This is a genomic window from [Erwinia] mediterraneensis (assembly GCF_900604315.1).
Taxonomy (GTDB): domain Bacteria; phylum Pseudomonadota; class Gammaproteobacteria; order Enterobacterales; family Enterobacteriaceae; genus Pantoea; species Pantoea mediterraneensis_A.
In genome coordinates this window covers 3177483-3201827 of the sequence record NZ_LR026978.1, presented here as the reverse complement: position 1 = coordinate 3201827, position 24345 = coordinate 3177483, and the positions used below count along the sequence as shown (strand labels likewise).

The following is a 24345-nucleotide window of genomic DNA, read 5'->3' as shown; positions in this document are numbered from 1 at the left end:
TTACTGACTCATACTTAACAGGGTGCGGATATTTCTGGCGCTGGTGGCGATGACATCGATCGCGCCGGTACGCAATGCGCCCATAATGGCCATCGCCTTGGTATTTTCCGCCGCGACCGCAATAACACAGGGAATCTGCCGTAACTCTTCGACGCTCAGGCCAATCACGCGATTATCCATCACGGTGTTCACATGCTCGCCACGCGCGTTAAAAAAGTCATAGCCAGCGATGTCACCGATCACCCCCTGATTCAGGCTGGCATCGTTAATCTCCTGCGGCGTGAACCAGCCCAGCTTCACCATATAGCTCTCTTCGTTCATGTCGCCGATGCCTACCAGCGCAACATCCGCTTTGCGCGCGCGATCCAGAGTCTGCTTGATGGTGCCATTCTGCAGCAGCATCTCTTTCAGATGGATATTTTCCACATAGGCAGGAGCGTAGAGCGATTCGCTGCTGCCGCCAAATTTCTTCGCCAGCAGACGGCTGATATGGTCAGCGTTGATCACATCGCCTGGACGATGCGTGCCGCCGATGCCGCAGATAAAGCGGCAGTTTCTTGGCTGGATTGTCCCGGAAAATTCCGCGACTGCCGCCACGTTACGTCCCTGGCCCACCGCTACCACCATCTCATCTTTAAGAATGTTGTTGAGATAGCCAGAGACCAGCGCCGCAATCTGACGGCGCTGTTCATCTTCGTCGCTGTGATCCAGCGCGATAAGCGCCCGGCTCACCGGAAAACGTTCTGTTAACTGTTTTTCAAGCTGGGTACTGAAAACCGGGTGATAGCGCACATTGATCTCAACGATGCCCTCTTCTTTGGCCCGTTTCAGCAGACGCCCCACTTTAATGCGCGAAAAGCCAAACTTGTTGGCGATCTCTTCCTGCGTCACCTCGTCGCAGTAGTAGGCAACAGCAATCTCAGTAAGTAACTCATAATCCTGGGACGATCTGGATTTATCCATTCAGACTGACTCTCCTCGCGATTGAAGCCCGGTAATGCGTGAAATGTTGGCAACAGCGGGATTCCTGCAACCGGATAACCACGAGGGAGCAAGCCCTCCTGGCGATCAATCCGTCCCGATAATCTGCTGGGCCTCATGAAGAATAGAAGCCATGGCCTCGCTCTGATGCGCAAAGCGCCCAAGAAAAATGCCATCCACATCCGGGTACAGACGGCTCAACAAACCAGGACCGGCGCTGCCGCCATAAATCACCCGCATCTGCGCGCCGTAATGGCTGTGCAAATAAGCGCGCAACGTCGCGCAAACGTCGCGAATGTAATCATCGCTGGCGGGCTGCGGCGCACCGATCGCCCACTGCGGTTCCCAGGCAAAGATCACTGGCGGCAGCGGCTGCGGTGTACGATGGGCGAGCAGCTCCTGCACCTGACCCACCGCAAAGGCGGCGGCCTGCGCCGCGCTCATCTGCTGGTCTTCGCCGATGCAAACCACCGGCGTCAGGCCGTGGGCAAACGCCATATCGATCTTCTGATTGATAACCTCCACCGTTTCACCAAAATGGCGACGGCGTTCAGCATGGCCAATCTCAACGTAACGGCAGCCCATCTCCTGCAGCATTGCGGCGCTGGTTTCGCCGGTCCAGGCGCCTGGCGGCGCGGCGCTGACATTCTGCGCCCCGGTCGCCATCACCGTACCGTTAAAATGGTGTAACGACAGGGCCACGGCAGGCATGGCGGGAAAGGTAAACAGCTCCAGATTTGATGTCAAGCTTTCGGGCAGCCCCTGCAACAGGCCGGCTACCTGCTGGCACCACACCTGAGTCTGCTGGTAACCAAAGTAGGTTTTATGGCTGACGCCAATAATCACTTTTGCGGACATATTTTCTCCTGTGTCCCTGCTGCTACGTCGCCGCCTGCCATCACCTCAGCCACGGCAGTAATGATCATCGCCAGCGAGAGCGCCCCGGCGTCAGGGGTGCCAAGGCTGCGTTCCGCCAGCGGTCGGGCGCGACCGATTTTCGGCAGGAGTTGTGCGGTGCTGTCAGCGCTCTGCCGGGCAACCCTGGCCGCCTGCTGCCAGGCTGCACTCAGGGAGAGACCCGCGTCGGCAGCGGCACGCAGCGCCTGGCTGAAGGGTAACAGCACATCTACCAGCGTTTTATCGCCGGGTCTGGCCTTACCAAAATGCATCACGCCATCATTCGCCTGTTCGATGGCGGCTGCCACCGCAACGGCATCCGGGGTTGCACTGTTGCCGAGCGCCGTGCCCAGGGTATTGAGAATCACCCCCCAGATAGCGCCTGAGGTGCCGCCCCCTTCATCTGACCAGCCATCGGCAGCCATTTGCAGCAGCGTACCCACACCGCCGCCCTGCGCTAACGCCGCCTGCGCCGCCTGACGGGCGGCCGTAACGCCACGCGTCATGCCGATGCCGTGATCGCCATCGCCGGCAATAGCATCGATACGCCCCAGCTCATCTGCATTATTTATCACTGTTTGTGCTATGGCGTCGATCATCTTCATTACCCTGGCCGCCGCCTGTTGTGATGCGGGGCTGCCCTGCGGCACCGGTACGACACTGTTCTGCTCCAGCTGCACCGCATCCAGCGGTAGCTGCGCCAGTACGGAGCCGCGGGTAAACGCGGGCGTCACCGCCGGGGCCAGCCACAGGCTTTCCAGTTCATCATCGAACCAGACAAAGGTCATTGACATCCCCGCCATATTGAAACTGGTGACAAACTCACCGATCTGCACATCCGCCACCACCACATCGGCCGCAGACAACAGCGCCTCAACGTTATGCCAGAAGACAAACAGCTCCTCATATTTGACAGCGCCCAGACCGTTGATAATCACGCCAAGGCGTGCGCCTTTGCTTGCGCCAGTGGCCTGCGGACGCTCCTGCAGCAGCCCGTCAGTGAGCAGGCGCGCAAGCGCTTCTGAGGTAGTAAGCGGCAGTTCATGAATACCGGGTTCGCCATGGATGCCGAGACCAAAGCCAATTTTACCCTCCGGTACGGTGAACAGCGGATCCTGCGCACCGGGTAAGGTGCAGCCGCCAAACGCCAGTCCCAGGGTACGCGTATGCTCATTAGCACGCCGCGCAATGGCCAGCACCTCGGCAAGAGAGTCGCCACGTTCAGCGGCAGCGGCGGCAATCTTGAAGACCACCAGATCGCCTGCCACTCCCCGGCGCTTCTCTTTTTCCGCCAGCGGCGCGCTGGAGACATCATCGGTAATCGCCAGGGTTTCGCAGGGGATGCCTTCCGCACGCAGCCGCTCACAGGCGAGGCCAAAATGCAGCACGTCACCGGCATAGTTGCCAAAGGTCAGCAGCACGCCGCCGCCATTGTGCGCGGCGCGTGCCACAGAGCAGATTTGCTGCGCTGAAGGTGACGCAAACAGGTTGCCCATGGCCGCGCCATGTGCCAGTCCCTGTCCCACCAGACCGGCAAACGCCGGATAGTGGCCGCTGCCGCCGCCAATCACCACGGCGACGCTGCCAGGTTTACTTTGGGTATTACGCACTACGCCGCCCGGTACCTGACGCACCATTGATTTATGGGCGCTGACAAAACCCGCCACCATTTCATTTTTGAAATCAGACGGTTGGTTAAATATCCAGGTCATGTTCTTTTCTCCAGACTGTTTGCACGGTTTCTCCAGCCGCCAGCTGGGACTCACCCTTTCAAATGAACGCTATCAGACCAGATGAGCAAAGCAAACAGCCCCCCGTAAAAATGTGAACAGTGTCAGATTTGTACGATTTCACCGTATAAGTACCCTTTCGCCTCTTTTTATTGGCTTTTTTTCCTGCTATTTATCTAACATAAGTACATCATGTGTTCTTATGTTCAATGAGAGCGGTATAACCAGCGACCTGATAGTGATCATGTGCGATCGTCAGATGAACATAAGTTCAATCCAGACCAGTCAGCCTTAAGGGGATGAACATGTTAAAAGTGGCTATCGGTGCGGATGATGCCGCAACCGCAATGAAAAACCGGGTGAAACAACATCTGCAGGATCAGGGCATTGAGGTGGTCGATTTCAGTCACGACGTGGCAGGGAACGATCAAATGTATCCGGATATCGCCTTCCATCTCGCCTGCGCCATCCGTGACGGCCAGTTTGAGCGCGGCATTCTGGTTTGTGGAACCGGTATCGGCATGGCGATTGTGGCAAATAAAGTGCCGGGGGTACGTGCGGCGCAGTGTCATGACGTCTACTCTGCTGAACGCGCTCGCAAAAGTAATAATGCGCAAATCATGACGATGGGTGCCCGGGTGATCGGTGAAGAGCTGGCGCTGATGCTGGTAGATAGCTTTATGGCGTCTGAATTTGAAGCGGGACGCTCAGGCCCGAAAGTCAGCCGTATTGATCATTATGAAGCGCAGATCCGCGCTGAAACAGCCTCCGGGACGGCACAGTAAATCTCTTCCCTCGCTGCGTGACAGAAGGAACGCCGCGTCTTACTGTTAAGCAGCAAACGGCCTGCGTTCTGACTACGCAGGCCAACCTGTGACCGCTTTTTACCCGCGTGCCATCGCTCTGACGCTTCTTATTCTCAATCTCACCGCCGGACGAAGCTGACAGCACGCCGCTGATTAATCTCTTTTCCTGATAAGTTAATAGTGGTGATTATCGCTAAAGTGTTTCATTAACAGGCCGATAACGTTTGTGGCTAACGCCTTGTTCAATAAAAAGGTATAACAATGAAACTTCGATCCCACATTCTTTTACTCTGCATTATGGCATTGATTGGTGTCACAGCAATCGCGGCAGTTTCACTATCCACGTTAAAGCAGACCATGCTGGAAGAGCGTTCCCGACAAATCACTACGCTGGTTGAACTGGCACGCTCATCACTGAACAAGCTCTACACTCAGGAACAGGCGGGAGAAATTACCCGTGAACAGGCGCAGGCAGAAGCCCGGCGTGTGCTCGGCAGTTTGCGTCACGAACAGCTCTATTTTTGGGCGCGCGGATACGCAAACGATATCAACTACATTCACCCGGATCCCAAACGTATCGGCAGCGTCGATGCGAAAGGCGGTAAAGAGGCAGGCGAACGCTATCGCGCTGCGCTTGAAGGCCATGACGTTGGCTTGTTGACCGCTCAGGGCACCAAACCCGGCGTTACCGGTCCGGTGGAGAAGCTGTATGGCGTTATCTGGTTTAAGCCCTGGGACTGGATTGTCGGCACCGGGGATTATATTGACGATATCGAAACCGAATTCTGGCGCAGCGCTAACGCCCTGCTGGCGATTGGCGTGATCCTGATGCTGGTCATTGGCTTCCTGGGCTGGTCACTGGCGCGTAATCTTTATCGTAAACTGGGTGGCGAGCCCGATTATGCCGTGTCGATTGCGGCTAAGGTCGCCAGCGGCGATTTAAGCTCCTCAGTCGAGTTGCATCGTAAAGATAACAGCAGCCTGCTGTTCCAGCTGAAAGAGATGCAGCTGCAGCTGGCCGGTATTGTCAGCGGCATCAAGCAATCTGCCGACGCCGTTGCCACCGCCTCCAGTGAGATTGTCATTGGCAACTCCGATCTGGCGGCGCGCACCGAAGAGCAGGCTGCAGCCATTGAAGAGACCGCCGCCAATATGACGCAGCTGACGGAAACCGTCAGACAGAATGTGGAAAGCGCGCACGAGGCCAATATCCTCGCCAAAGATGCTGACTCGATGGCGGTGAACAGCGATAAAGCGGTGCAGAAGATGGTACATACCATTAACGACATTCGCGCCGGCTCGACAAAAATTTCTGAGATCACCACTATTATCGAGGGCATTGCGTTCCAGACCAATATCCTGGCGCTGAATGCCGCGGTAGAAGCGGCGCGCGCTGGCGAACAGGGACGCGGTTTTGCCGTCGTAGCGGGCGAAGTGCGTACCCTGGCACAACGCTCCTCCTCCGCGGCGAAAGAGATCAAAGAACTGATCAATACGTCTGTTTCTTTAATCGAGAGCGGCTCTTCACAAGCAACTGAAGTGAGCCAGACGATCGGCGATGTGAAGATGGTGATTAAGAGCGTCTCCGATCTGGTCAGCGAAATCGCGCTGGCGTCGAAGGAACAGAGCAAAGGCATTGAGCAGGTGAGCCAGGCGGTGAATCAGATTGATGAAATGACCCAGCATAACGCCGCGCTGGTCGAGCAGTCGGCGGCAGCTGGCGACTCGCTGCAGGAGCAGGCAACCCAGCTGAACACCTCAGTATCCACCTTTGTGCTGCAGAACAGCCCTTCCCCGGCCTGAGCAGCAATGCACTAAACTGCCCGGGCTGGCGGCACCCTGATGCTGTCAGCCCGGACGCCTGCAAACTGCAGCGCCTCCCTTCCGATCAGCCTTTCTCGCCGCCAATCACGACGCGAATACGTCTGGCGATATGCTCCGCATGGGTTTCCAGCGCAAAGTGTCCGGTATCCAGCATTTCCACCACCGCGTTAGCGTTATCGTGCTGGTAAGCCTGCGCGCCTGCTGGAATAAAGAAAGGATCCTGTTCTCCCCAGATAATCAGGGCGGGCAACTGTGTGCGGCGGAAGAAAGCCTGAAAGTCCGGATAGCGCTTCAGGTTGTTGGCATAGTCAAGGAACAGATCCAGCTGAATCTCTTTGTTGCCGGGACGCTCAAGCAGTAAGGCGTCCAGATAGTAACCTTCCGGTGCGACTTTTTCCGGTTCCTTCACCCCATGCAGATACTGCCAGCGCGTCCCTTCCAGATGGAGGATAGCGTCATGCACCGCCTGGCGGTTTTCCGCCGAGGGGTCTGCCCAGTAAGCCTGTACCGGTGCCCAGGCCTCGCCTAATCCTTCCCGATAAGCGTTGCCGTTCTGGGAAATCAGGCCGGTTACCCGCTCCGGATAGTTCAGCGCCAGACGCAATCCGGCGGGTGCGCCGTAATCGAAAACATAGAGCGCATACTGTTCCAGCCCCAGCACATCAACGAAATCAGTCAGGGTTTTACCCAGCGCATCAAAGCTGTAGCGATACTGACGCGCCGCCGGAACCTCGGTAAAACCGAAGCCGGGCATATCTGGCGCAACCAGATGGAATTTATCCGCCAGCAGCGGAATCAGCTGCCGAAACTGGTGCGAGGAGCTGGGATAGCCATGCAGCAGCAGCAGGGTCGGATTACCAGGTTCGCCCGCTTCACGATAGAAAATGCGCACGCCATCTGCGTCGGCGAAACGATAGTGCACAGGGTAAGTGGGGATCATGCTCATAAGGGCACCTTTTGTAACTGGTTAATTAAGATTTTAAGGGTTACTTGCTTTTCAGTATGCAGGATTCATGTAACCATTCAAGATAATTTTTAATAGTTACATAGCGGATGAGCGCTTAGACAGGTAACTGTCTATCTGTTGTTTTATCGGTTACAATGGCGGCCTGTATTTCAGTTTTTGGGGTGATCCGTGCCGCAGAAGAGTTCTTCTCATACCAGCGATGCGCCGTTGTTTCTTGCCGATCACGGTGCGCTCGATTTCATCAACACGGTGGCGCAAGTGGATGGCGCAGCGCATGACAGCTGGCAAGGCGATGAAGATGTACAAGCCTGGCTGCACGCGGCGCGGCTGCCGCTCCAGCCGCCAGCGCTGACCGCTCAACCGGGCGAGTTACTGTGTGAAGCGCGCGCGCTGCGCGAAACGATCAGGCGTCTGGTAGAGCAGAAAAAGGCGGGTGAAGCTGTGGATGCCGCGGCGCTTAACCGCTATCTGGCGCAGGCCAACAGCTATCAACAGCTGGTCAGGAATCAGCAGGGGGCACTGCAGCTCAGGCGCATCTATGGGGCTGAAACGCCACTACAGTTGCTGGCACCTGTGGCTGAACTCGCTGCAACGTTGCTTACTGATGAAGCCTTTGATCGGGTGCGCGAGTGTGAACATCCGCAGTGTACGCTGTGGTTTTATGATCGCACCAAAGCCCATCGCCGTCGCTGGTGCAGTATGGCGTTATGCGGTAACCGGGCCAAAGTGGCGCGTTTCCGGCAGCAGAAATAACCCTGCCGGAGGGGGAAGTTTCCCGCCGGAAAAGATATACAAATCTTATGCGTTGAGCTACGCTTTTGCGCCCGCAATAACAGAGAGCATGACCCATGAGGAAAGTACTGATTTCAGCGTTAATGGCAACCTCGGTATTCGTGTTATCCGCCTGTTCGCCTGATAACGATAATAAAGTTAAAGTGGCCATTAATACCGGGCCTGATGAAGCCATCTGGCAGGAAGTGCAGCGCGTCGCGAAAGATAACTACCAGCTCGATGTGGAAGTGATTTCATTTAACGATTATGTTCTGCCGAACGAAGCGTTAAGAAATAAAGACGTGGATGCCAATGCGTTCCAGAGTCTGCCCTATCTGGAAGATCAGTCGAAAGAGCGCGGCTATCAATTTGCCGTGGTCAGTAAAACCTTTATTTTCCCTATCGCAGCCTATTCCCATAAGCTGAAGAAGATCGATGAACTCGAAGATGGCGCGACTATTACCCTCTCCAATGAAGCGACCACACTGGGACGCAGCCTGCTGTTGCTGCAGGCGCAGGGACTCATCAAACTGAAAGAGGGCGTAGGCTATTTACCCACTACGCTGGATATCGTCGCCAACCCGAAAAACCTGAAGCTGGTAGAAGTTGATACCCCACAGTTGACACGTACTCTTGACGATCCCAACGTTTCGCTCTCGATTATCAACACCAACTTCTCCGCCCAGGCTGGCTTATCGGCCACGCGCGATGGCTTGTTCATGGAAGGAGCGGCTTCACCTTACGTGAATGCCCTGGTAACGCGGCAGGAAAATAAAGATGATGAGAAAATCAGGAAATTAATTCAGGTGTTCCAGTCAGATGCCGTGCTGAAAAAAGCGCAGGAAGTTTATAAAGGCGATGCCATTAAAGGCTGGTGATGCGCACTGCCGCAGCGTCAGGTTTATTGCTGATGTGCAAAATCCACGCTGCGGCGTGGATTTTTTTGCGTAAATTTCCGCGATGGCGGTGAGCAGAACCAGGCAGCACGCCTTCTGCCGCTTACCAGGCGCTATGGCGCGCTTCCAGCTGACGCACCGCTTCCTGCTGCTGCGTCCAGTGAGCCTGATGGGCTTGCAATGTCAGTGCGCTGTTACGATCGTTCTGCGATTCCGGCAGATTCACCGCGATGATGCTCTCTTCTACCGCATCCAGTACTTCATCGTGCAGTTTTATATTGTCGTAAAATGGGCGCATTTTCAGTCTCCTTTTTTCGAAGGTCACTGCAGTGTAGAAGTCAGGAAGTCTGCCCGAAATAAGATGTGCCTTATTTCACTGCAGGAAATATCCTCATTTCCGCTGGCGCGCTACCCGATCCGTCATTTGTGTATTGATGGCAATCTTAACACCTCCGTAGTCGATGAGATCGCCCGAATAAGGCACAATTTTAGGCCTTTTCCCGGCAGAATGTGAAATCGCCTGGTTAAATCAGTGGCTAAGAATGATCACAGGTGCGCATGCCGACCCGATGCACAGACCCGGCCCGACAGCCAGGTCTGTGGCATTATTACCGCACTCAGAAGAAACCGAGCGGTTGCGTACTGTAACTCACCAGCAGGTTTTTGGTCTGCTGATAGTGGTCGAGCATCATTTTATGCGTTTCACGGCCAATGCCCGATTTTTTATAACCGCCAAAGGCAGCGTGTGCAGGATAGAGATGATAGCAGTTGGTCCAGACGCGACCGGCTTTGATCGCCCGGCCCACGCGATAAGCGCGGTTGATATCCCGCGTCCAGACGCCTGCGCCCAGGCCATAGATGGAGTCGTTCGCGATGGCGATCGCCTCCGCCTCATCTTTAAAGGTGGTAATTCCCACCACCGGCCCGAAAATTTCTTCCTGGAAAACACGCATATTGTTGGTGCCTTTCAGCAGCGTTGGCTGGATGTAGTAGCCGCTGGCAAGCGCGCCCTCCAGTTTTTCTACCTCGCCGCCGTGCAGCACTTCCGCGCCCTCCTGCCGGGCAATGTCCAGATAGGAGAGAATCTTATCGAACTGCTGCTGTGATGCCTGGGCGCCCACCATGGTTTCCGTATCCATAGGATTGCCGCGCTTAATGGTTTTCAAACGCTTCATCACGGCAGCCATGAAAGGCTCATAGATCGACGCCTGCACCAGTGCGCGGGACGGACAGGTACAAATTTCCCCCTGGTTCAGGAAGCCCAGCACTACCCCTTCGGCCGCTTTTTCAATAAAGCTCTCTTCCGCCTGCATAATATCTTCAAAGAAGATGTTGGGTGATTTGCCGCCCAGCTCGACGGTTGAAGGGATGAGGTTTTTGGCCGCCAGCTCAAGAATATGCCCGCCGGTCGCGGTGGAGCCGGTAAAGGCCACTTTGGCAATCCGCGGATGGGAAGCCAGCGCTTCACCCGCCTCTTTGCCGTAGCCATGAATCACGTTCAGTACCCCTGGCGGCAGCAGGTCTTTAACCAGTTCGGCAAACAGCGTAATGGAGAGCGGCGTCTGCTCCGCCGGTTTCAGCACCACGCAGTTGCCTGCGGCAAGCGCCGGTGCCAGCTTCCAGGCAGCCATCAGCAGCGGGAAGTTCCACGGGATAATCTGCGCGACGACCCCGAGCGGTTCATGAAAATGGTAAGCGGCGGTAAATTCATCAATTTCCGCGGCGCTCCCCTCCTGTGCGCGTATGCAACCCGCAAAGTAGCGGAAATGATCGACAGCCAGCGGCAAATCCGCGGCCAGGGTTTCACGTACCGGCTTGCCGTTATCCCAGGTTTCGTTAACGGCAATGTATTCCAGATTTTCTTCCAGACGATCGGCGATTTTCAGCAGCGCCAGTGAGCGCGCCTGCACGGAAGTTTTGCCCCAGGCCTCAGCAGCAGCATGCGCGGCATCAAGCGCTTTTTCCACATCCGCCAGATCGGAGCGCGGAAACTCGCCAGCTGGCGATCCGTCAACCGGCGAGGTATTCACAAAATATTGCCCGTTGACCGGCGGCACAAATTCACCGTTAATAAAATTGCCATATTGCTGTTGCAGCGTAATCAGAGAACCGGATTCTCCGGGAGCAGCGTAACGCATGGGAAATCTCCTTGCTGAGGGATATTGTTTTAACAAACATGAAACCAGTTATTAACATGACTGAAAGATGTCAGCCTGTCAGATCGCAGCGCGTGAAACTGTGACCGCCTCGAAGGAAAATATTGTCAGGCTAAGGGAAAGGAAATATTCAGTTTTCTGCCAGACAAGGGAATAAAGCGTTACAACCTGCCGCCTGCGGCGGCAGTAAAGGATTCAGGCGCCCCGGGCGCACATTGTCTGCTGGCGCGTCTGCTGCCAGAAACGCATCAGCAGCGAACGTGCCCAGTCAACGTCCGCCATCTCCGCCCCATCGTCCGTACTGCCTGCCGGCAAACAGACATTCATAATGTGGTGGGTAAATTCCGGATGGAACTGCACCGGGTAAGCCTGGGGCGTATAACGCAGGATCTGGCAGCCATCCTGGCGTGAGGTGGCCAGCACCTTCGCCTGCGGCGGTGGGGCGATAACCGTCTGGCGATGCGAGAGCCAGGCGTTGAACTGCGCCGGAAAAGCGCTCAGCAGCGGATCGTTTTCTCCCTGTGACGTGCGTTGCAACAGGGTTAAACCGCGCTCCCAGCCGTGCGGATTATCGCCCACCTTACCACCCAGCGCACAGGCCATCAGCTGGTGCCCATAGCAGACGCCAGGCAGCGGCAGTGCGTGTTCGATGGCGGCACGTATCCAGGCGGCAGTGCGTTCGCTCCATTCGGCATGATCGGTGACCATGGCCCAGGAGCCGCTCAGTATGGCACCGTTGATATGCTGAAAATCGGGCAGCACCTCGCCCAGATGCGGGCGAACAATCAGGTATTCATCAGGCTGCAGCGACAGCGCCCCGATAAATCAGGCGGGCTGTTCACCAATTTGTGCACTGACATGGGACGGTGGAACTTCAAGCTGAATAAGCGCAAGGGGCAGTGTGCGGATTAATGTCATACCGAATCGTATCCTGTCCGGGTTGGCGGGGCGAAATAGCACTCTGACAGCAAACTGACGCAAAGTCTTACATTTTTTCATGCTAATAACCGGCAAAAATATTCCGCCGTTGCGTCCTCTCCACCCTCGCTTCATGCCATCATTACAGCAGCACGAGTCAATCAGCTAAGGATAATATTGTGGCATTGCGGCATTTTTTTCTGGTTTTAATGGTGGTTTCAATATGGGCATTCAATAACGTGGCGATTAAGTGGGGCTTACTTGAGCTGCCGCCGCTGTTTTTGACCCTGATGCGCTTTGTGGTGGTGGCAATCGTGCTGGTGCCCTTTTGCCGGATTACGCGCCAGCAGCTTCCCTGGCTGCTGTTGCTCGCCTTTACCTTTGGTTTTATGCACTTCTCGCTACTGTTCGTGGGTATGCGCTATACCGATGCCGGTACCGGGGCGATAGTGGTTCAGCTGGGAACGCCAATTGCCATGCTGCTGGCCAGAGTGGTGCTGAAGGAGCGGCTTTCCGCGGTGCAGCTGCTCGGGATTATGATTTCGTTAAGCGGCGTGGTGGTGCTGTCGGGTAGCCCGACCATTCCTGCCTGGTGGGTGCTCTGTATTCTGCTCAGCAGCGCAACGGGCTGGGCGGTAAGTAATATGATTGTAAAAAAATCGCCCTCCATTAAGCCGCTGACCATGACCGGCTGGATCTCTTTTCTGGCGATTCCGATTGTCGCCCTCGCCTCCTGGACTATGGAAGCGCACCAGGTTGATGCTCTGCTGCAGGCGGGCTGGCGCGGCTGGTTTGCCATTCTCTACAGCGCGCTCGCCTCATCGATTGTCGCCTATTCGGTCTGGTACTGGCTGCTGAAAAAATACAACGTCAATCTGATCCTGCCCTACTCTTTGCTGGCCCCGGTGCTGGCGGTGCTGATGGGGATTGTGGTGCTGGGCGACAGCCTGAACAGCTTTAAAATCTTCGGTGCGCTGCTGGTGATCCTCGGCACTGCCATTGCGGTGATTAACCTGCGTAACCTGCGTATGCACGCGCGTTTCCCGCATTTGCGCCGCCGTTAACACCCTGAGCAGGGAGTTGCTATGCTTCAGAGAAGGTTATTTCTGGAGCTATTGTATGGATCATCAGCTGGCCTCTTCTCTCTGGCAGCAGATGTGGCAAGGATTGCGCGGTTCTGCCGCTTCCCTGCCTGATCTGCACTTTTACGATACCGCTACTTTTCCCGCTGTCTGCGCCGTCAGTGAACTGGCGGCCACCAGTATCGGCCTGGCGACCCGGGCCGCCGCCGATCTTATCGCTTCTCCCGCACCGGTCAGCGTCAACGTTCGCCTGGCCTCGCGCTGGTTTCAGCAGAGTTTCCGGCCACGCAATCGCCCTGCGCCTGTACTCTGGGATGCCTTTGCCGGCGATTACGCCACGGCAGATGGCTGGATACGGCTGCATACCAATGCGCCCCATCACCGCGCGGCCATGGAATCGGTGCTCGGGCAGCATGCGGATCGTGCGGCGTTAAGCCGTACGCTGCTTAACTGGAAAAAAGTGGCGCTGGAGCAGGCGATCGTGGATGCGGGTGGCTGTGCCACCTTTATGCGCAGTGAAGCGGAGTGGCAGCAACATGCGCAGGGCCAGGCGATTCTTCAGGAACCGCTGATTGTCGCCAACGTCGGAGCGCCGGGCCCGCCGCCTGACTGGCCGTTACCGCAGACGCGCCCGTTACACGGTATCCGCGTGCTGGATCTGACACGCGTCATCGCCGGTCCGGTTGCCACCCGCTTTCTTGCCAGTCTCGGTGCTTCGGTGCTGCGTATTGACCCGCCGGACCAGGCAGAACCGACACTGGAAGAGGAGATCAACAGCGGCAAACGATGCGCCCGTCTGGATCTTAAATCGCGTCACGGCCGCGATACTTTTCTTCAGTTGCTGCAACAGGCGGATGTGCTGGTGCATGGCTATCGCGCGGACGCGCTGGAAAATCTGGGGCTGGATGCACAAACACGCCAGCGGGTCGCGCCTGGTCTGGTAGATGTCAGCCTGAACGCCTGGGGCTGGCAGGGACCGTGGCGCAACCGGCGCGGCTTTGACAGCCTGGTGCAGATGGGTTGCGGTCTGGCGCATTCCGGCATGCAGTGGCAAGGCAGCCCTACGCCGACACCGCTGCCGGTGCAGGCGCTGGATCACGCTACCGGTTATCTGATGGCGGCGGCAGTACTGGAAGGATTGCGCCAGCGGCGGCTGCACCATAGCGGCTGGCAGGCACAGCTCTCGCTGGCGCGTACCGCACTGCTGCTGCAACAGCACCGTTATCCGGCAGGCGCAACGCAGAGCGGCATTCAGGCTGCGCGCGAGGATGTTCTGGCTCCCATGGAACTTACCCGCTGGGGACTCGGGGAGCGCCTGCGCGCAGCTGCCTTTCTGCCGGGCACTGCGCTGATCTGCGCCTCGCCCGGCGTGCCTGCCGGCAGCAGCCCGCCATGCTGGTAACGGTTATTCGCTCTCTTCCGCCAGCTCTTCGCGCATCGCCTGAATGGCTTCACGGCTCAGCTCAGCCAGCGTACGGTAAAAGGCGCTGGTAGCGTGCGCTTCCACTTTACCAAGGAAAGCGCCGCACCAGGGCAGCAGCAAGTCATCAAACAGCGTCAGCTGCGCGGCGGATTCATCTTCCGCGGACTGATCCTCCAGCCAGGAGGCCGCCAGCAGCAGCACGCCAAAATGGTCGGCAGGCGCCTCGCTCAGCGGCATGCCACGGGCGCTCAGAAATGCCCGTACCTCCGCTTCCTGTGGACCGTTCTCCCACTGCGAGGCGTAAGGCGGCACCTTGCAGTCGCTGCCGACAAATAAAGCGTTATAGTCTGTCGACAGCGCCTGCGGCTCGCAGTTATCGCGCAGCCGGTTTAACAATGCATCCTGCTCCAGTGGCCATTGCGCCTGAAGTTTTCCCTCCCGCAGCAGAGTAAACAGCGGTACCAGCAGCGGATCCTGCGGCTGACGATTAAACAGCGAGCCGATGACCCGGCAGAGGATAGAAAACTCGTTCATGCAACAACCTTCCTTGCGGTGTAATGATTAAAAATCAGCAAATTCTTCAATGCGCTTGCCGGTACGCTTTTCGAGAAAATCAAGCAGGCGACGCGGCGTGACATTTAACACGCGATCTTCCGGAAAATCCACTTCGCGCATAATGCGCAGGCAGTGTTCAAAATTGCCCAGAGTAAACGCGGTATGGGAGTCGGACCCAAAGGCGAGACGTCCACCGGCGTCGCGTACCGCCGCGGCGATAGCGCGACAGTTTGGCTCGCTGCCGGGGCGCGAATGCGTAAAGGAGGAGTTGTTAATCTCCAGCGCCACATCGTAACGGGCAGCCGCTTCAGCAATCGCCGGGATATCGACCGGGAATTTGGGGTTACCCGGATGGCTGATAATATGTACCAGTCCGCTGGCCATCGCAGCGATCATCGCTTCGGTATGCGCCGCTTTATCTTGCGGGGCAAACACCGGCTCATGAAAGCCCGCTACGATCAGATCCAGCGCATCGAGCATCGGACCCGAGCAGTCAATCTCGCCCTGCACATTTTTAATATTGGCTTCGATGCCGCGCAGCACGCCCACGCCATCAATCATACGCGGCCAGATACGCATATTCACGAAATGCCAGTAGTGCGGCGCATCAGCCATATCGGGACCATGATCGGTAATGGCAAACAGCTTCAGGCCATTCTGCTTCGCCTGCACTACATAATCATGCAAAGTGCTGTAAGCGTGGGTACTGGCGACGGTGTGCATATGTAGGTCAACGGGATACATGTTGTTCTCCTGATAGCGGACAGGTAACGTCCTGCCCGGTTGAAAAAATCAGTAACCGCGCGCCAGATCAACGCGACCAGCAGGCATTTTACCTGCTTCAAGCTGGAGAATCGCGCCGGCAATATAATTCATCGCCTCTTCCGGCAGGGTAACCGCCGCATTATGTGGCGTGATGGCAACACGCGGGTGTGTCCAGAAGGGATGATTGTCCGTCAGCGGCTCCTGCTGAAACACATCCAGCGCCGCCCCTTTGATTTTTCCGCTGTTCAGCGCGGCCAGCAGATCCTCTTCAATAACATGAGCACCGCGCGCCAGATTCAGTACAAAGGCGCCGTCCGGCAGCTGCTGCAACAGTTCGCGGTTGATGATGCCTGCCGTTTCTGGCGTGCTGGGCAGTAAGTTAATCAACACGCGACTGCCGGCAAGAAACTCGTGCAACTGCGCCGCGCCGGCAAAGCTGGTGACGCCCTCGATCTGTTTCGCGCTCCGGCTCCAGCAGCGCAGCGGGAATCCCCACGGTCGCAGGCTGGCTGCCACGCTGGCACCGAGTACGCCAGCGCCCAGAATACCGATGCTGAAAGTGTCGCGCGCGTAGCCTGACAGATGTTGCCACAGAGAACGCTGCTGCTGTTGCTGATAATCATCGAAGCGCCGGAACCAGCGCAGCACGGTGTAGACCGCGTATTCCTGCATCTGCAGGCTCATCCCGGTATCTTCCAGCCGGAACAGCGGTACGCCGGGGGCGAGCATATCGGGATAGTGTTTCAGCTGCAGCAGGATATCATCAACCCCGGCGCCAATGGCAAAGACCGCTTTTGGCGTGCGGCCCTGCAGCATCTCCGGCGGCGGCGAGCGCACCAGCGCATAATCCGCCGGCGCATTGTCGCCGGGCTGCCAGCGGCGAACGCGCGCCCGGGGCAGGCGCTGCTGTAAGCCTGTAATCCATTCCTGCTCATCAAATGTAGGGTGATACCAGACGATCTCCATTACTGCCTCCTTTTTTCTGTCAAGACTCCGGTAAAACGTTGTTCAGAGCAAGAAAAACGTAACGCAGCCTCTGGGAAATAAAACAGTAACTATCGTCACTAAGCCGGATTAATCCCGACCGCTTCACATTTCCAGGTCCATTCACGACTAAATGCGCAGATTACGACTAAAGTTGTTCGGGTGGTCAACGAGTTATCAGACCATGTTTTCGGACAAGGAGAAAAACCGATGGTAAAAAATGTCGTAATACCCCAAAGCAAACATCATGGAATTGCGCCGCTGTTCCTGGCTGCGCTACTTACCGCGCCAGCAATGATGGCGCAGGCAGCGGATAATGACCGTATGCTGAGCAGCCAGCCACAGCCGCCAGATGTGCGTTTGGGGCCATTGTTTCACGCCGTGCAGCAGGCGCAGTTCTTCCCGGATCAGAAAACCTTCGCCGATGCGGTGCCGAAATATAATCCCTCTTCTATCCTTGCCGACTGGCAGATGCAGAAGAACCAAAGCGGTTTCGATCTGAAACGTTTCGTCTATACCAATTTTACCCTGCCTGCCGAAGGCGAGAAATATGTGCCGCCCGCCGGGCAGAGTCTGCGTGAACATATCGACGGTCTGTGGCCGGTGCTGACGCGCACCGCCAAAACCTCCGGTCAGTATGATTCCCTGTTGCCGCTGCCGAAACCCTATGTGGTGCCGGGCGGACGCTTCCGCGAAGTCTATTACTGGGACAGTTATTTTACCATGCTGGGCCTGGCGGAAAGCGGGCACTGGGATCGCATTAAGGATATGGTCGATAACTTCGCCTGGGAACTGGATACCTATGGCCATATTCCCAATGGCAACCGCAGCTACTACCTGAGCCGCTCGCAACCCCCCTACTTCAGTCTGATGGTCGATCTGCTGGCCACCCATGAAGGTGATGAGGTTTATCGTCGCTATCTGCCGCAGTTGCAGAAAGAGTATGACTACTGGATGGCGGACAGCGACACCATTGCCGCCGGTAGCGCCAGCAAACGCGTGATAAAACTGGCGGATGGTACGGTGCTGAACCGCTACTGGGATGCGCGCGATGTACCCCGTACCGAATCCTGGCTGGATGATATCAAAACGGCGGAAAAAGCGCCGGAGCGCAATAAGCAGGTGATGTACCGCGAGCTGCGCGCCGGGGCCGCTTCCGGCTGGGATTTCAGTTCACGCTGGTTCACTGAGGCGAAAAACCTCTCCACCATTCGTACCACCGAACTGGCCGCCGTGGATCTCAACAGCCTGCTGTTCCATCTGGAACAGACGCTGGCTAAAGGATATCAGCTGCAAAAACAGAATGATAAAGCGCAGCAGTTCAGCGCGCTGGCCCAAAAGCGTCAGGAAGCGATTAACCGCTATCTGTGGGACGACAAACAGGGCTGGTATGCCGATTATGACTGGCAGAAAAAACGCGTGCATAACCAGCTGACGGCCGCCACCCTCTACCCGCTGTTTATGCAGGTGGCGACCGCTAAACAGGCGGATCGGACGGCCGCGGCGGTAGAAAAACAGCTGTTGAAACCGGGCGGGCTGGTGACCACCACCATCAATACCGGGCAGCAATGGGATGCGCCGAACGGCTGGGCACCGCTGCAGTGGGTCGCTGTGCGCGGACTGGAGAATTATCAGAAACCACAGCTGGCGCAGCAGGTGGGGATGCGTTTCCTGAATAACGTACAGACCACCTATGACCGGGAACATAAGCTGGTCGAGAAATACGTAGTGGAAGGTAAAAATCTCGGCGGCGGCGGCGGCGGTGAATATCCGTTACAGGATGGCTTCGGCTGGACCAATGGCGTAACGCTGATGTTGCTGGATAAGTATTGTCCGAAAGAAAAAACCTGTAACAGCGTCAAAGATCTGCCGCAAACCGCGCAGGTTGACAAGGCGATCGCGGTTCAGTAACGCCGCAGGACAGGTTACAGGCAAAACAAAGGGGGCATATGCCCCCTCTTCTTTATTCTGCCTGTACCAGACGCAGACTTAGCTGCGTACTTTACGATAAATAAACAGCACCACAATGGCACCGATTACCGCCACGACAAAGCTACCGAAGTTAAAACCGTCTACTCTGCCAAAGCCGAAAAAGGTACTGATCCAGCCACCCACCACGGCACCGATAATCCCCAGAATGATGGTGACAATAAATCCACCTCCATCTTTACCAGGCATAATCCATTTGGCGATGATACCGGCGATTAAGCCAAAAATAATCCATGAGATGATCCCCATTTACCGCTCCTTACTTTTTCGTGATTAACATTCCGACAACCAAACCAAGCGCAATACCGACTCCCACGCCTGCCCACGGATTTTTCTTCATCCATGCACAGGAGCAATGCGCGACATTCTCCATTTCATCGCGTACCTCATCGCTCCAGTCCCGGGATCGCGCCTGTTCGTGCTTAGCGTTTTTCACTTCACGTTTCGACCACATACTCCCACTCCTGTCGTGAAAGCCTGAAGAATCAAGCTGTTTACAGCGCTAAGTATAGACGGGAATTTTTACTCTGCCGTTTCTGGCCCGGAGATAATAAATTTATTTGCGGGCTAAAGTTCTGCGCTGCCGCGCCGATAACGTTCCGGTAACAATGGAACGGGTGGTGATGGCAAGCGAATAGTGTGGAGCAGGATGTGAAAGAAGCCGATAATGAACAATATCTTAAACGAGGCACGCTGGCAGTCCTTGGCGTAATGAAAGAACTGCTGCGCTATCAGACGCCTTTGATGGTGAATTTTTCGCAAGGACAGTTTCTCAGTCATATGCTGGCTGCAGACAATGAACAGCTGATTTTCGATCTCGGCAGCAATACTTCGATGAACCAGCAGGTACTGGAGTGCGGTGAGGTAACAATTTGCGCCGATACCCAGGGTGCCAGAGTGGAATTTTCTCTGGCCGCGCTGACACGCATCGAACATGACGGGTTACCCGCCTTCAGCGCCCCGTTGCCGGATGTGCTGTGGCAAATCCAGCGCCGTGAGTTCTTTCGTGTCAGAGCGCCGTTAGATCCGGTGTTCTGGTGTCACAGCCAGTGGCCGGACGGCAGCAAGGCGCGCTTTCGCCTGCAGGATCTCTCGCTGGGCGGCATCAGTGTGCTGGCGGACGACGCGCTGCCGGAAGGCCTTGAGCCGGGCGCAATGTTCAAAAATTTGCGTGTTGAGCTGGGGGAGTATGGTCAGTTCAGCGTCGAAGCGCAGCTGCTGCATATTGGCGAGCACAGCGTGGTGAACAGCAAGAACGAAACGCGCGTCAGGCCGCGTCTCAGCTTGCGTTTTAGCGCCATTGAGCCGTTACAGGCGCGACAGCTGCAGCAGATCATTTTTGATCTCGAACGTCTGGCGCGCGATAAGGCCCGGCGCTTTCAGTAATTCCCTTCTTTACCTGAATGCGTGACGCGTGTCGCGCATCCAGGCTATCCTTTTTCTTTCCTGTTACACCCTTTTTAAACCGGCTCACCAGCAAGGAGTACTTCCCCAATGGAAAACTGGCTCTCGTCACGCAATATTACCCGTCTGTTTTTAAATGAAAGTTTCTGGATTAACATCGCCATCGTCGTGGTGGCCACGCTGGTGGTTTACTGGCTGTTGCGCAGCGCTATCCGCTTTATTTCAAACCGTCTCGCCCGCTTCAGCGCAAACCGTCACGCCCCGTTTTATACCATTGCCGTAGAAATCCTGCGCAGTACCAGTCAGCTGTTGCTGCTGATCTTTTCGCTGCTGATTGCGATCAAGTTTATCGATCTGCCGCCCTCCTGGCGCGCCACCGTCTCCCATGGCTGGTTTATTGCGCTGATCGTACAGATGACCATGTGGATCGATTGCGGCATCCGCCTCTGGTTCCAGAGTATTCTGCGCGACCCGCATCAGGTGCGTAATCCGGTGACTACCGTGATTCTTGGCATTATGCTGCGCACCATCGTGTGGGTGATGATGTTTCTCGCCATTCTCTCAAACGTGGGCATTAACATTACCGCACTGGTGGCAAGTCTCGGCGTCGGCGGTATCGCTATCGCCCTCGCGATTCAGACCGTGTTGAGCGATGTGTTCGCCTCGCTGTCGATTGGTTTTGATAAGCCGTTTGAGATCGGTGATTTTGTGGTGTTTGGCGATATTGCGGGCTCGATTGAACATATCGGTCTGAAAACCACGCGCATACGTAGTCTGAGCGGCGAGCAGGTGGTCTGTTCCAACACTATCCTGCTACAGCAGACCATTCACAACTACAAACGTATGCAGCAGCGCCGTATTGTGTTTACCTTTGGTATCAACTACAACACGCCTGCGGAAAAGGTGCGCAAAATCGGCGGTCTGGTGAAAAATATCATTGAAGGCATTGAGCTGACCCGCTTTGATCGCGCGCACTTCCTCTCCTTCGATGAATCTCAGCTCACGTTTGAAGTGGTCTACTTTGTGCTCGATGCCGACTACAACAAATATATGGATATTCAGCAGGAGATTAATCTCCAGCTGATGGAGGAACTGGAGCAGAGACAGATTCGCTTTGCTTTCCCGATGCGTCGCATTGAGTTTACCGGCGGTACCCTGCCCAAAATCAACCTGACGAGCGCCTCCAACGAAAGCGATGCACCCGACAAGACAGCGGCATCGTCGGCCCACTGATCAGCCGGGCGGCCTTGCCGCCCGCTTTTTTTTGCCTCAGCGATGGTGATAACAGCTGACGCCCAGATAGTTACTGAACGCTTCCTGCAGCACTGCGGCGGTTGAGGAGTGGTTCATCGCCACGTGATGTTCAAAGCCGTTTTTGCAAATCCAGGCCAGCAGCGACTCCAGCTGCGGCACGCGGATCACCGCGCGACAACCCACGGTATCCAGCGCATCCTCCACCGATTCCCCCTCGCCTACATACGCTTTGATCTCGCCAGTGAAATCATCGGTTGAGAGGCGGAAGAAGGTCAGGTTGCCCGCTTTGAGTCGCCCATGTACCGCGCCGCAGGTGTTCTCTTTCCCTACCGTGGTGCCGATAATATCCGCCGTGCCCATGGTCGGTGTTTCAAGGCTGGCACTGGGGAAGTTACCGCAGTGAAACAGCACGCATTTGTCACGATCGTCGCCAAAGTTGTTGTTCCAGTCCGCCAGCGAAGCCGGGCTGAGGGAGCAACTGGCCAGCGCATACATCGACAACGCCCCCATCACATCCACTTCACAGGCGCTGGGCATCAGCTGACCTGACATCACGCTCATAATGGAGCAGACGTTGATCCCCAGATTCTCCTGCAGGGAGGTCCAGCACTGAATGGCGGTGGTATCGATATCGTTCGCCTGTACCCATTCGCTGATCACCACAAACAGCTTCGCCATGGTCTGCAGCTTCTCCGGCGGGATGGCACGCGCATCGGCATTGCCTTCCAGAATCTGACGCTTCTCCACCACACGCAGATCGTCATCGCGCAGCAGCTTAATACGGCTGAAGATTTCTGACAGGTCCAGGGTCTCTACTGCAATGCCCATTTTCTCCAGCAGTTTTTCGCTGTAGCGCACAGTATTAAAGCCCGCCGGACGTGCGCCGATAGCGCCGACACGCACGCTACGCATCGCTTTCACCACCCGGCAGAGCTGGCTGAAGCGCTGCAGATCCTGCATAAAAATTTCACTGCTCAGGGCACAGACGTGCTGGCTGGTCAGGGTAAACGGAATTCCATACTGACGCAGGTTGTTGCAGAGTGAAATCTTGCCGCAGAAACTGTCACGGCGCGTCGCCAGCCCCATTTTGTCGAGGTTATCTTCTTCCGCCTGAATCAGCACCGGCACGTTCAGGCCGGAAAGGCGGATCGCCTCCGCCACCGCTTTCTCATCGCCGAAATTGGGCAACAGCACCACAATGCCATGGATTTCATCCCGGTGCTGGCGGAACAGCGCTGCACAGGTTTTTGCCTCCTGACGGGTTTCAACGCCGCCCAGATTGGTTTGCGTTTCATCCAGCATCAGGGTGCGGATGTTCAGTTTTTCAAACAGCGCGACCGCCTGCTGCCGGGCTTCCCCTACCAGGTAGCTGGGAAAGAAGCCGCGGTTGCCGATGATGACGCCAAAGGTGAGTTGCTGAGGATGGTTTGACATTGCTTTGCTCCACGAAGGGGTTATTGCGGCTGATAGCGGCAGCGTGCTACCGCGTCCAGCCAGCCTTTATAGTTGTCTTGCATCTCCCTGGCGCACGTCTCACGTGGCGTAATGACGCTGCTGCCCTGCAGCGCCGCCATATCACTGCCCTGCTGCCACCAGCTGAGCATTTTTCCCGCCAGCAGCGCCGCGCCCAGCGCAGAGACCTCCGCCGTGGGCGCACGCAGCAGTGGACGCTGCAGCACATCCGCCTGCAGCTGCATCAGCCACGGATTTGCCGTGGCGCTGCCATCCACGCAGAGTGCGGGCAGGCGCAGGCCGCTCGCCTGCTCCATAGCAAAGAAGACGTCGGCGATCTGGAAAACGATCGACTCCAGCGCAACGCGAGCCAGCACGGCGGGGGTCGCGGCATCGGTCAGGCCGCATACCATGCCGCGCGCCTGCAAATCCCACCAGGGCGCGCCCAGCCCCGACAGCGCAGGCACAAAATAGATGCCCTGATTATCGGCGCAGCTTTCCGCCAGCGCGGTCAGACGGAGCGGGTCATCGATCCCCAGCATGCGTCCCAGCCAGGCGGCCCCGGAGCCGGTATGGGTAATATTGCCTTCAAAGGCGTAACGGATTTCACCATCATGCCAGGCGACGGTGGTGCTGAGGCCATTTTCCGTCAGCAGCGACGTCGCCATAGACATCATCAGCGACGAACCGGTGCCATAGGTCGCTTTCACGACCTCCTCGCTGCCGCGCCGCTGCGCCTGCAACGCGGCATGAGAGTCGCCAATGCGCGCCAGGATCGGCGTTCCCGGCGCTAATCCGGTGATATCATCGCAAGCCACCGCGCCCTGCGCACTGGCAGAAGGCACAATCTCCGGCAGCGCAGCGCGCGGGATCTGGAACAGGCCGAGCAGTTCGTCATCCCAGCTGTTGCTGTGCAGGCTGTAAAGCTGCGTGCGGGCAGCGTTGGCATGATCGGTAACAAAACAGGTTCCGGCGCTCAGCTTCCAGCTCAGCCAGCTGTCGACGGTGCCGATACAGAGCTCTCCCGCTTGCGCGCGCGCCAGCCCGTTGGGGATTGCCGCCAGCATGCCGGTGAGTTTGGCGGCGGGAAACATCGGATCTACCGCCAGCCCGGTCAGTCCGGTAATGCGCGGTGCTTTGCCTGCGCTGCGCAGATCGCGGCAGAACGCCTCGGAGCGGCGATCCTGCCAGCTCACCAGCGGCGTGAGCGGTTTGCCGTCATGGCGCTGCCAGATCAACACCGATTCACGCTGGTTACTGATGGCTATCGCCGCCACCGGCGCACCGCTGCAGCCCGCCAGACAGCGTGCCACCGCTTCTCTCACGGCCCGCCAGACCGCCTCCGCGTCCTGCTCCGCCAGCCCCGGCTGCGGATGATGCAGCGTCAGGCCACAGCTGCCGCGCGCCACCACCTGGCCCGCACGGTCAACGGCGATCGCCTTCGCATTGGTGGTGCCTTCGTCTATTGCCAGAATTACCGGGCCCACCATG

The 24345-nt window shown here is 56.8% G+C and carries 22 protein-coding genes and 1 pseudogene; 9 read left to right on the top strand and 14 right to left on the bottom strand.

Going from position 1 to position 24345, the window contains the following annotated elements; all coding sequences use genetic code 11:
* The 3 genes from E0E17_RS15085 to E0E17_RS15075 all read right to left on the bottom strand — a co-directional run bounded on the left by E0E17_RS15085 (position 1) and on the right by E0E17_RS15075 (position 3590).
* Complete coding sequence (locus tag E0E17_RS15085; RefSeq protein ID WP_130834830.1) at positions 1-963, bottom strand: sugar-binding transcriptional regulator; 963 nt, start codon at positions 961-963, stop codon at positions 1-3.
* 105 nt (positions 964-1068) lie between these two features.
* Complete coding sequence (locus tag E0E17_RS15080) at positions 1069-1839, bottom strand: triose-phosphate isomerase family protein (RefSeq protein WP_130834829.1); 771 nt, start codon at positions 1837-1839, stop codon at positions 1069-1071.
* Positions 1824-3590 (bottom strand): dihydroxyacetone kinase family protein, encoded by a 1767-nt coding sequence (locus E0E17_RS15075; RefSeq protein ID WP_130834828.1) that lies wholly within the window; start codon positions 3588-3590, stop codon positions 1824-1826. Before E0E17_RS15075 ends, E0E17_RS15080 begins: the two co-directional genes overlap by 16 nt.
* 323 nt (positions 3591-3913) lie before the next feature.
* Here E0E17_RS15075 and E0E17_RS15070 point away from each other — a divergent pair, with 323 nt between their 5' ends.
* Together E0E17_RS15070 and E0E17_RS15065 are read left to right on the top strand one after the other, a co-directional pair.
* The gene (locus E0E17_RS15070) at positions 3914-4393 is read left to right on the top strand and encodes an RpiB/LacA/LacB family sugar-phosphate isomerase (RefSeq protein ID WP_130834827.1); all 480 of its coding nucleotides are present in this window, start codon (positions 3914-3916) and stop codon (positions 4391-4393) included.
* A gap of 282 nt (positions 4394-4675) precedes the next feature.
* Complete coding sequence (locus tag E0E17_RS15065) at positions 4676-6217, top strand: methyl-accepting chemotaxis protein (protein WP_130834826.1); 1542 nt, start codon at positions 4676-4678, stop codon at positions 6215-6217.
* An 85-nt stretch (positions 6218-6302) separates the two neighbouring features.
* Here E0E17_RS15065 and E0E17_RS15060 read toward each other — a convergent pair whose 3' ends face one another.
* Positions 6303-7184, bottom strand: a complete 882-nt coding sequence (locus tag E0E17_RS15060) for an alpha/beta fold hydrolase (RefSeq protein WP_130834825.1) — start codon at positions 7182-7184, stop codon at positions 6303-6305.
* A gap of 189 nt (positions 7185-7373) precedes the next feature.
* Here E0E17_RS15060 and E0E17_RS15055 point away from each other — a divergent pair, with 189 nt between their 5' ends.
* Together E0E17_RS15055 and E0E17_RS15050 are read left to right on the top strand one after the other, a co-directional pair.
* Positions 7374-7958: a CGNR zinc finger domain-containing protein gene (locus tag E0E17_RS15055; RefSeq protein ID WP_130834824.1), complete on the top strand. Its 585-nt coding sequence runs from the start codon at positions 7374-7376 to the stop codon at positions 7956-7958.
* A 95-nt stretch (positions 7959-8053) separates the two neighbouring features.
* Positions 8054-8854 (top strand): MetQ/NlpA family ABC transporter substrate-binding protein, encoded by an 801-nt coding sequence (locus tag E0E17_RS15050; RefSeq protein WP_130834823.1) that lies wholly within the window; start codon positions 8054-8056, stop codon positions 8852-8854.
* Between the two features lie 121 nt (positions 8855-8975).
* Here the strand turns inward: E0E17_RS15050 and E0E17_RS15045 are convergent, their stop codons facing one another.
* The 3 genes and pseudogenes from E0E17_RS15045 to E0E17_RS15035 form a co-directional block, all read right to left on the bottom strand.
* Entirely contained in the window at positions 8976-9170 is a 195-nt protein-coding gene (locus tag E0E17_RS15045; protein WP_130834822.1) for a hypothetical protein, read from the bottom strand.
* A gap of 319 nt (positions 9171-9489) precedes the next feature.
* A complete protein-coding gene (exaC, locus tag E0E17_RS15040) occupies positions 9490-11010 on the bottom strand; it encodes an acetaldehyde dehydrogenase ExaC (RefSeq protein WP_130834821.1) in 1521 nt (506 codons plus the stop codon).
* A gap of 213 nt (positions 11011-11223) precedes the next feature.
* Positions 11224-11946, bottom strand: a pseudogene (locus E0E17_RS15035) (glutamine amidotransferase).
* Between the two features lie 179 nt (positions 11947-12125).
* Here E0E17_RS15035 and E0E17_RS15030 point away from each other — a divergent pair.
* On the top strand, positions 12126-13010 hold the full coding sequence (locus tag E0E17_RS15030) for a DMT family transporter (RefSeq protein ID WP_130834820.1): 885 nt from the start codon (positions 12126-12128) through the stop codon (positions 13008-13010).
* A 55-nt stretch (positions 13011-13065) separates the two neighbouring features.
* On the top strand, positions 13066-14430 hold the full coding sequence (locus E0E17_RS15025; protein WP_130834819.1) for a CoA transferase: 1365 nt from the start codon (positions 13066-13068) through the stop codon (positions 14428-14430).
* A 3-nt stretch (positions 14431-14433) separates the two neighbouring features.
* Here E0E17_RS15025 and E0E17_RS15020 read toward each other — a convergent pair whose 3' ends face one another.
* The 3 genes from E0E17_RS15020 to ghrA are packed head-to-tail and all read right to left on the bottom strand — an operon-like array spanning position 14434 to position 16737.
* Complete coding sequence (locus tag E0E17_RS15020; protein WP_130834818.1) at positions 14434-14985, bottom strand: TorD/DmsD family molecular chaperone; 552 nt, start codon at positions 14983-14985, stop codon at positions 14434-14436.
* A gap of 27 nt (positions 14986-15012) precedes the next feature.
* A complete protein-coding gene (locus E0E17_RS15015) occupies positions 15013-15750 on the bottom strand; it encodes a phosphatase (RefSeq protein WP_130834817.1) in 738 nt (245 codons plus the stop codon).
* A gap of 48 nt (positions 15751-15798) precedes the next feature.
* The gene (gene ghrA / locus E0E17_RS15010; protein WP_130834816.1) at positions 15799-16737 is read right to left on the bottom strand and encodes a glyoxylate/hydroxypyruvate reductase GhrA; all 939 of its coding nucleotides are present in this window, start codon (positions 16735-16737) and stop codon (positions 15799-15801) included.
* A gap of 228 nt (positions 16738-16965) precedes the next feature.
* On the opposite strand from ghrA, the gene treA reads away from it, so the two are divergent.
* A complete protein-coding gene (gene treA / locus E0E17_RS15005; RefSeq protein WP_130834815.1) occupies positions 16966-18666 on the top strand; it encodes an alpha,alpha-trehalase TreA in 1701 nt (566 codons plus the stop codon).
* A 78-nt stretch (positions 18667-18744) separates the two neighbouring features.
* Here the strand turns inward: treA and E0E17_RS15000 are convergent, their stop codons facing one another.
* Both E0E17_RS15000 and E0E17_RS14995 read right to left on the bottom strand, forming a co-directional pair.
* Entirely contained in the window at positions 18745-18993 is a 249-nt protein-coding gene (locus tag E0E17_RS15000; protein WP_130834814.1) for a GlsB/YeaQ/YmgE family stress response membrane protein, read from the bottom strand.
* A 10-nt stretch (positions 18994-19003) separates the two neighbouring features.
* Positions 19004-19198, bottom strand: coding sequence for a glycine zipper domain-containing protein (locus E0E17_RS14995; RefSeq protein WP_130834813.1), 195 nt, complete (start codon positions 19196-19198; stop codon positions 19004-19006).
* A gap of 197 nt (positions 19199-19395) precedes the next feature.
* On the opposite strand from E0E17_RS14995, the gene E0E17_RS14990 reads away from it, so the two are divergent.
* Both E0E17_RS14990 and E0E17_RS14985 read left to right on the top strand, forming a co-directional pair.
* On the top strand, positions 19396-20130 hold the full coding sequence (locus E0E17_RS14990; RefSeq protein ID WP_130834812.1) for a flagellar brake protein: 735 nt from the start codon (positions 19396-19398) through the stop codon (positions 20128-20130).
* Positions 20131-20238: 108 nt separating this feature from the next.
* Entirely contained in the window at positions 20239-21381 is a 1143-nt protein-coding gene (locus E0E17_RS14985) for a mechanosensitive ion channel family protein (protein ID WP_130834811.1), read from the top strand.
* 36 nt (positions 21382-21417) lie between these two features.
* On the opposite strand, the gene E0E17_RS14980 is transcribed toward E0E17_RS14985, so the two are convergent.
* Together E0E17_RS14980 and E0E17_RS14975 are read right to left on the bottom strand one after the other, a co-directional pair.
* Positions 21418-22836, bottom strand: a complete 1419-nt coding sequence (locus E0E17_RS14980) for an L-fucose/L-arabinose isomerase family protein (RefSeq protein ID WP_130834810.1) — start codon at positions 22834-22836, stop codon at positions 21418-21420.
* 20 nt (positions 22837-22856) lie between these two features.
* Positions 22857-24344, bottom strand: a complete 1488-nt coding sequence (locus E0E17_RS14975; RefSeq protein WP_130834809.1) for an FGGY family carbohydrate kinase — start codon at positions 24342-24344, stop codon at positions 22857-22859.
* Between the last annotated feature and the right edge of the window lies 1 nt (position 24345).

Coding starts and splice junctions, on each gene's coding strand:
- E0E17_RS15085 (WP_130834830.1), bottom strand. CDS start 963: ATGGATAAATCCAGATCGTCCCAGGATTATGAGTTACTTACTGAGATT.
- E0E17_RS15080 (WP_130834829.1), bottom strand. CDS start 1,839: ATGTCCGCAAAAGTGATTATTGGCGTCAGCCATAAAACCTACTTTGGT.
- E0E17_RS15075 (WP_130834828.1), bottom strand. CDS start 3,590: ATGACCTGGATATTTAACCAACCGTCTGATTTCAAAAATGAAATGGTG.
- E0E17_RS15070 (WP_130834827.1), top strand. CDS start 3,914: ATGTTAAAAGTGGCTATCGGTGCGGATGATGCCGCAACCGCAATGAAA.
- E0E17_RS15065 (WP_130834826.1), top strand. CDS start 4,676: ATGAAACTTCGATCCCACATTCTTTTACTCTGCATTATGGCATTGATT.
- E0E17_RS15060 (WP_130834825.1), bottom strand. CDS start 7,184: ATGAGCATGATCCCCACTTACCCTGTGCACTATCGTTTCGCCGACGCA.
- E0E17_RS15050 (WP_130834823.1), top strand. CDS start 8,054: ATGAGGAAAGTACTGATTTCAGCGTTAATGGCAACCTCGGTATTCGTG.
- E0E17_RS15045 (WP_130834822.1), bottom strand. CDS start 9,170: ATGCGCCCATTTTACGACAATATAAAACTGCACGATGAAGTACTGGAT.
- exaC (WP_130834821.1), bottom strand. CDS start 11,010: ATGCGTTACGCTGCTCCCGGAGAATCCGGTTCTCTGATTACGCTGCAA.
- E0E17_RS15025 (WP_130834819.1), top strand. CDS start 13,066: ATGGATCATCAGCTGGCCTCTTCTCTCTGGCAGCAGATGTGGCAAGGA.
- E0E17_RS15020 (WP_130834818.1), bottom strand. CDS start 14,985: ATGAACGAGTTTTCTATCCTCTGCCGGGTCATCGGCTCGCTGTTTAAT.
- E0E17_RS15015 (WP_130834817.1), bottom strand. CDS start 15,750: ATGTATCCCGTTGACCTACATATGCACACCGTCGCCAGTACCCACGCT.
- ghrA (WP_130834816.1), bottom strand. CDS start 16,737: ATGGAGATCGTCTGGTATCACCCTACATTTGATGAGCAGGAATGGATT.
- treA (WP_130834815.1), top strand. CDS start 16,966: ATGGTAAAAAATGTCGTAATACCCCAAAGCAAACATCATGGAATTGCG.
- E0E17_RS15000 (WP_130834814.1), bottom strand. CDS start 18,993: ATGGGGATCATCTCATGGATTATTTTTGGCTTAATCGCCGGTATCATC.
- E0E17_RS14995 (WP_130834813.1), bottom strand. CDS start 19,198: ATGTGGTCGAAACGTGAAGTGAAAAACGCTAAGCACGAACAGGCGCGA.
- E0E17_RS14985 (WP_130834811.1), top strand. CDS start 20,239: ATGGAAAACTGGCTCTCGTCACGCAATATTACCCGTCTGTTTTTAAAT.
- E0E17_RS14980 (WP_130834810.1), bottom strand. CDS start 22,836: ATGTCAAACCATCCTCAGCAACTCACCTTTGGCGTCATCATCGGCAAC.
- E0E17_RS14975 (WP_130834809.1), bottom strand. CDS start 24,344: ATGGTGGGCCCGGTAATTCTGGCAATAGACGAAGGCACCACCAATGCG.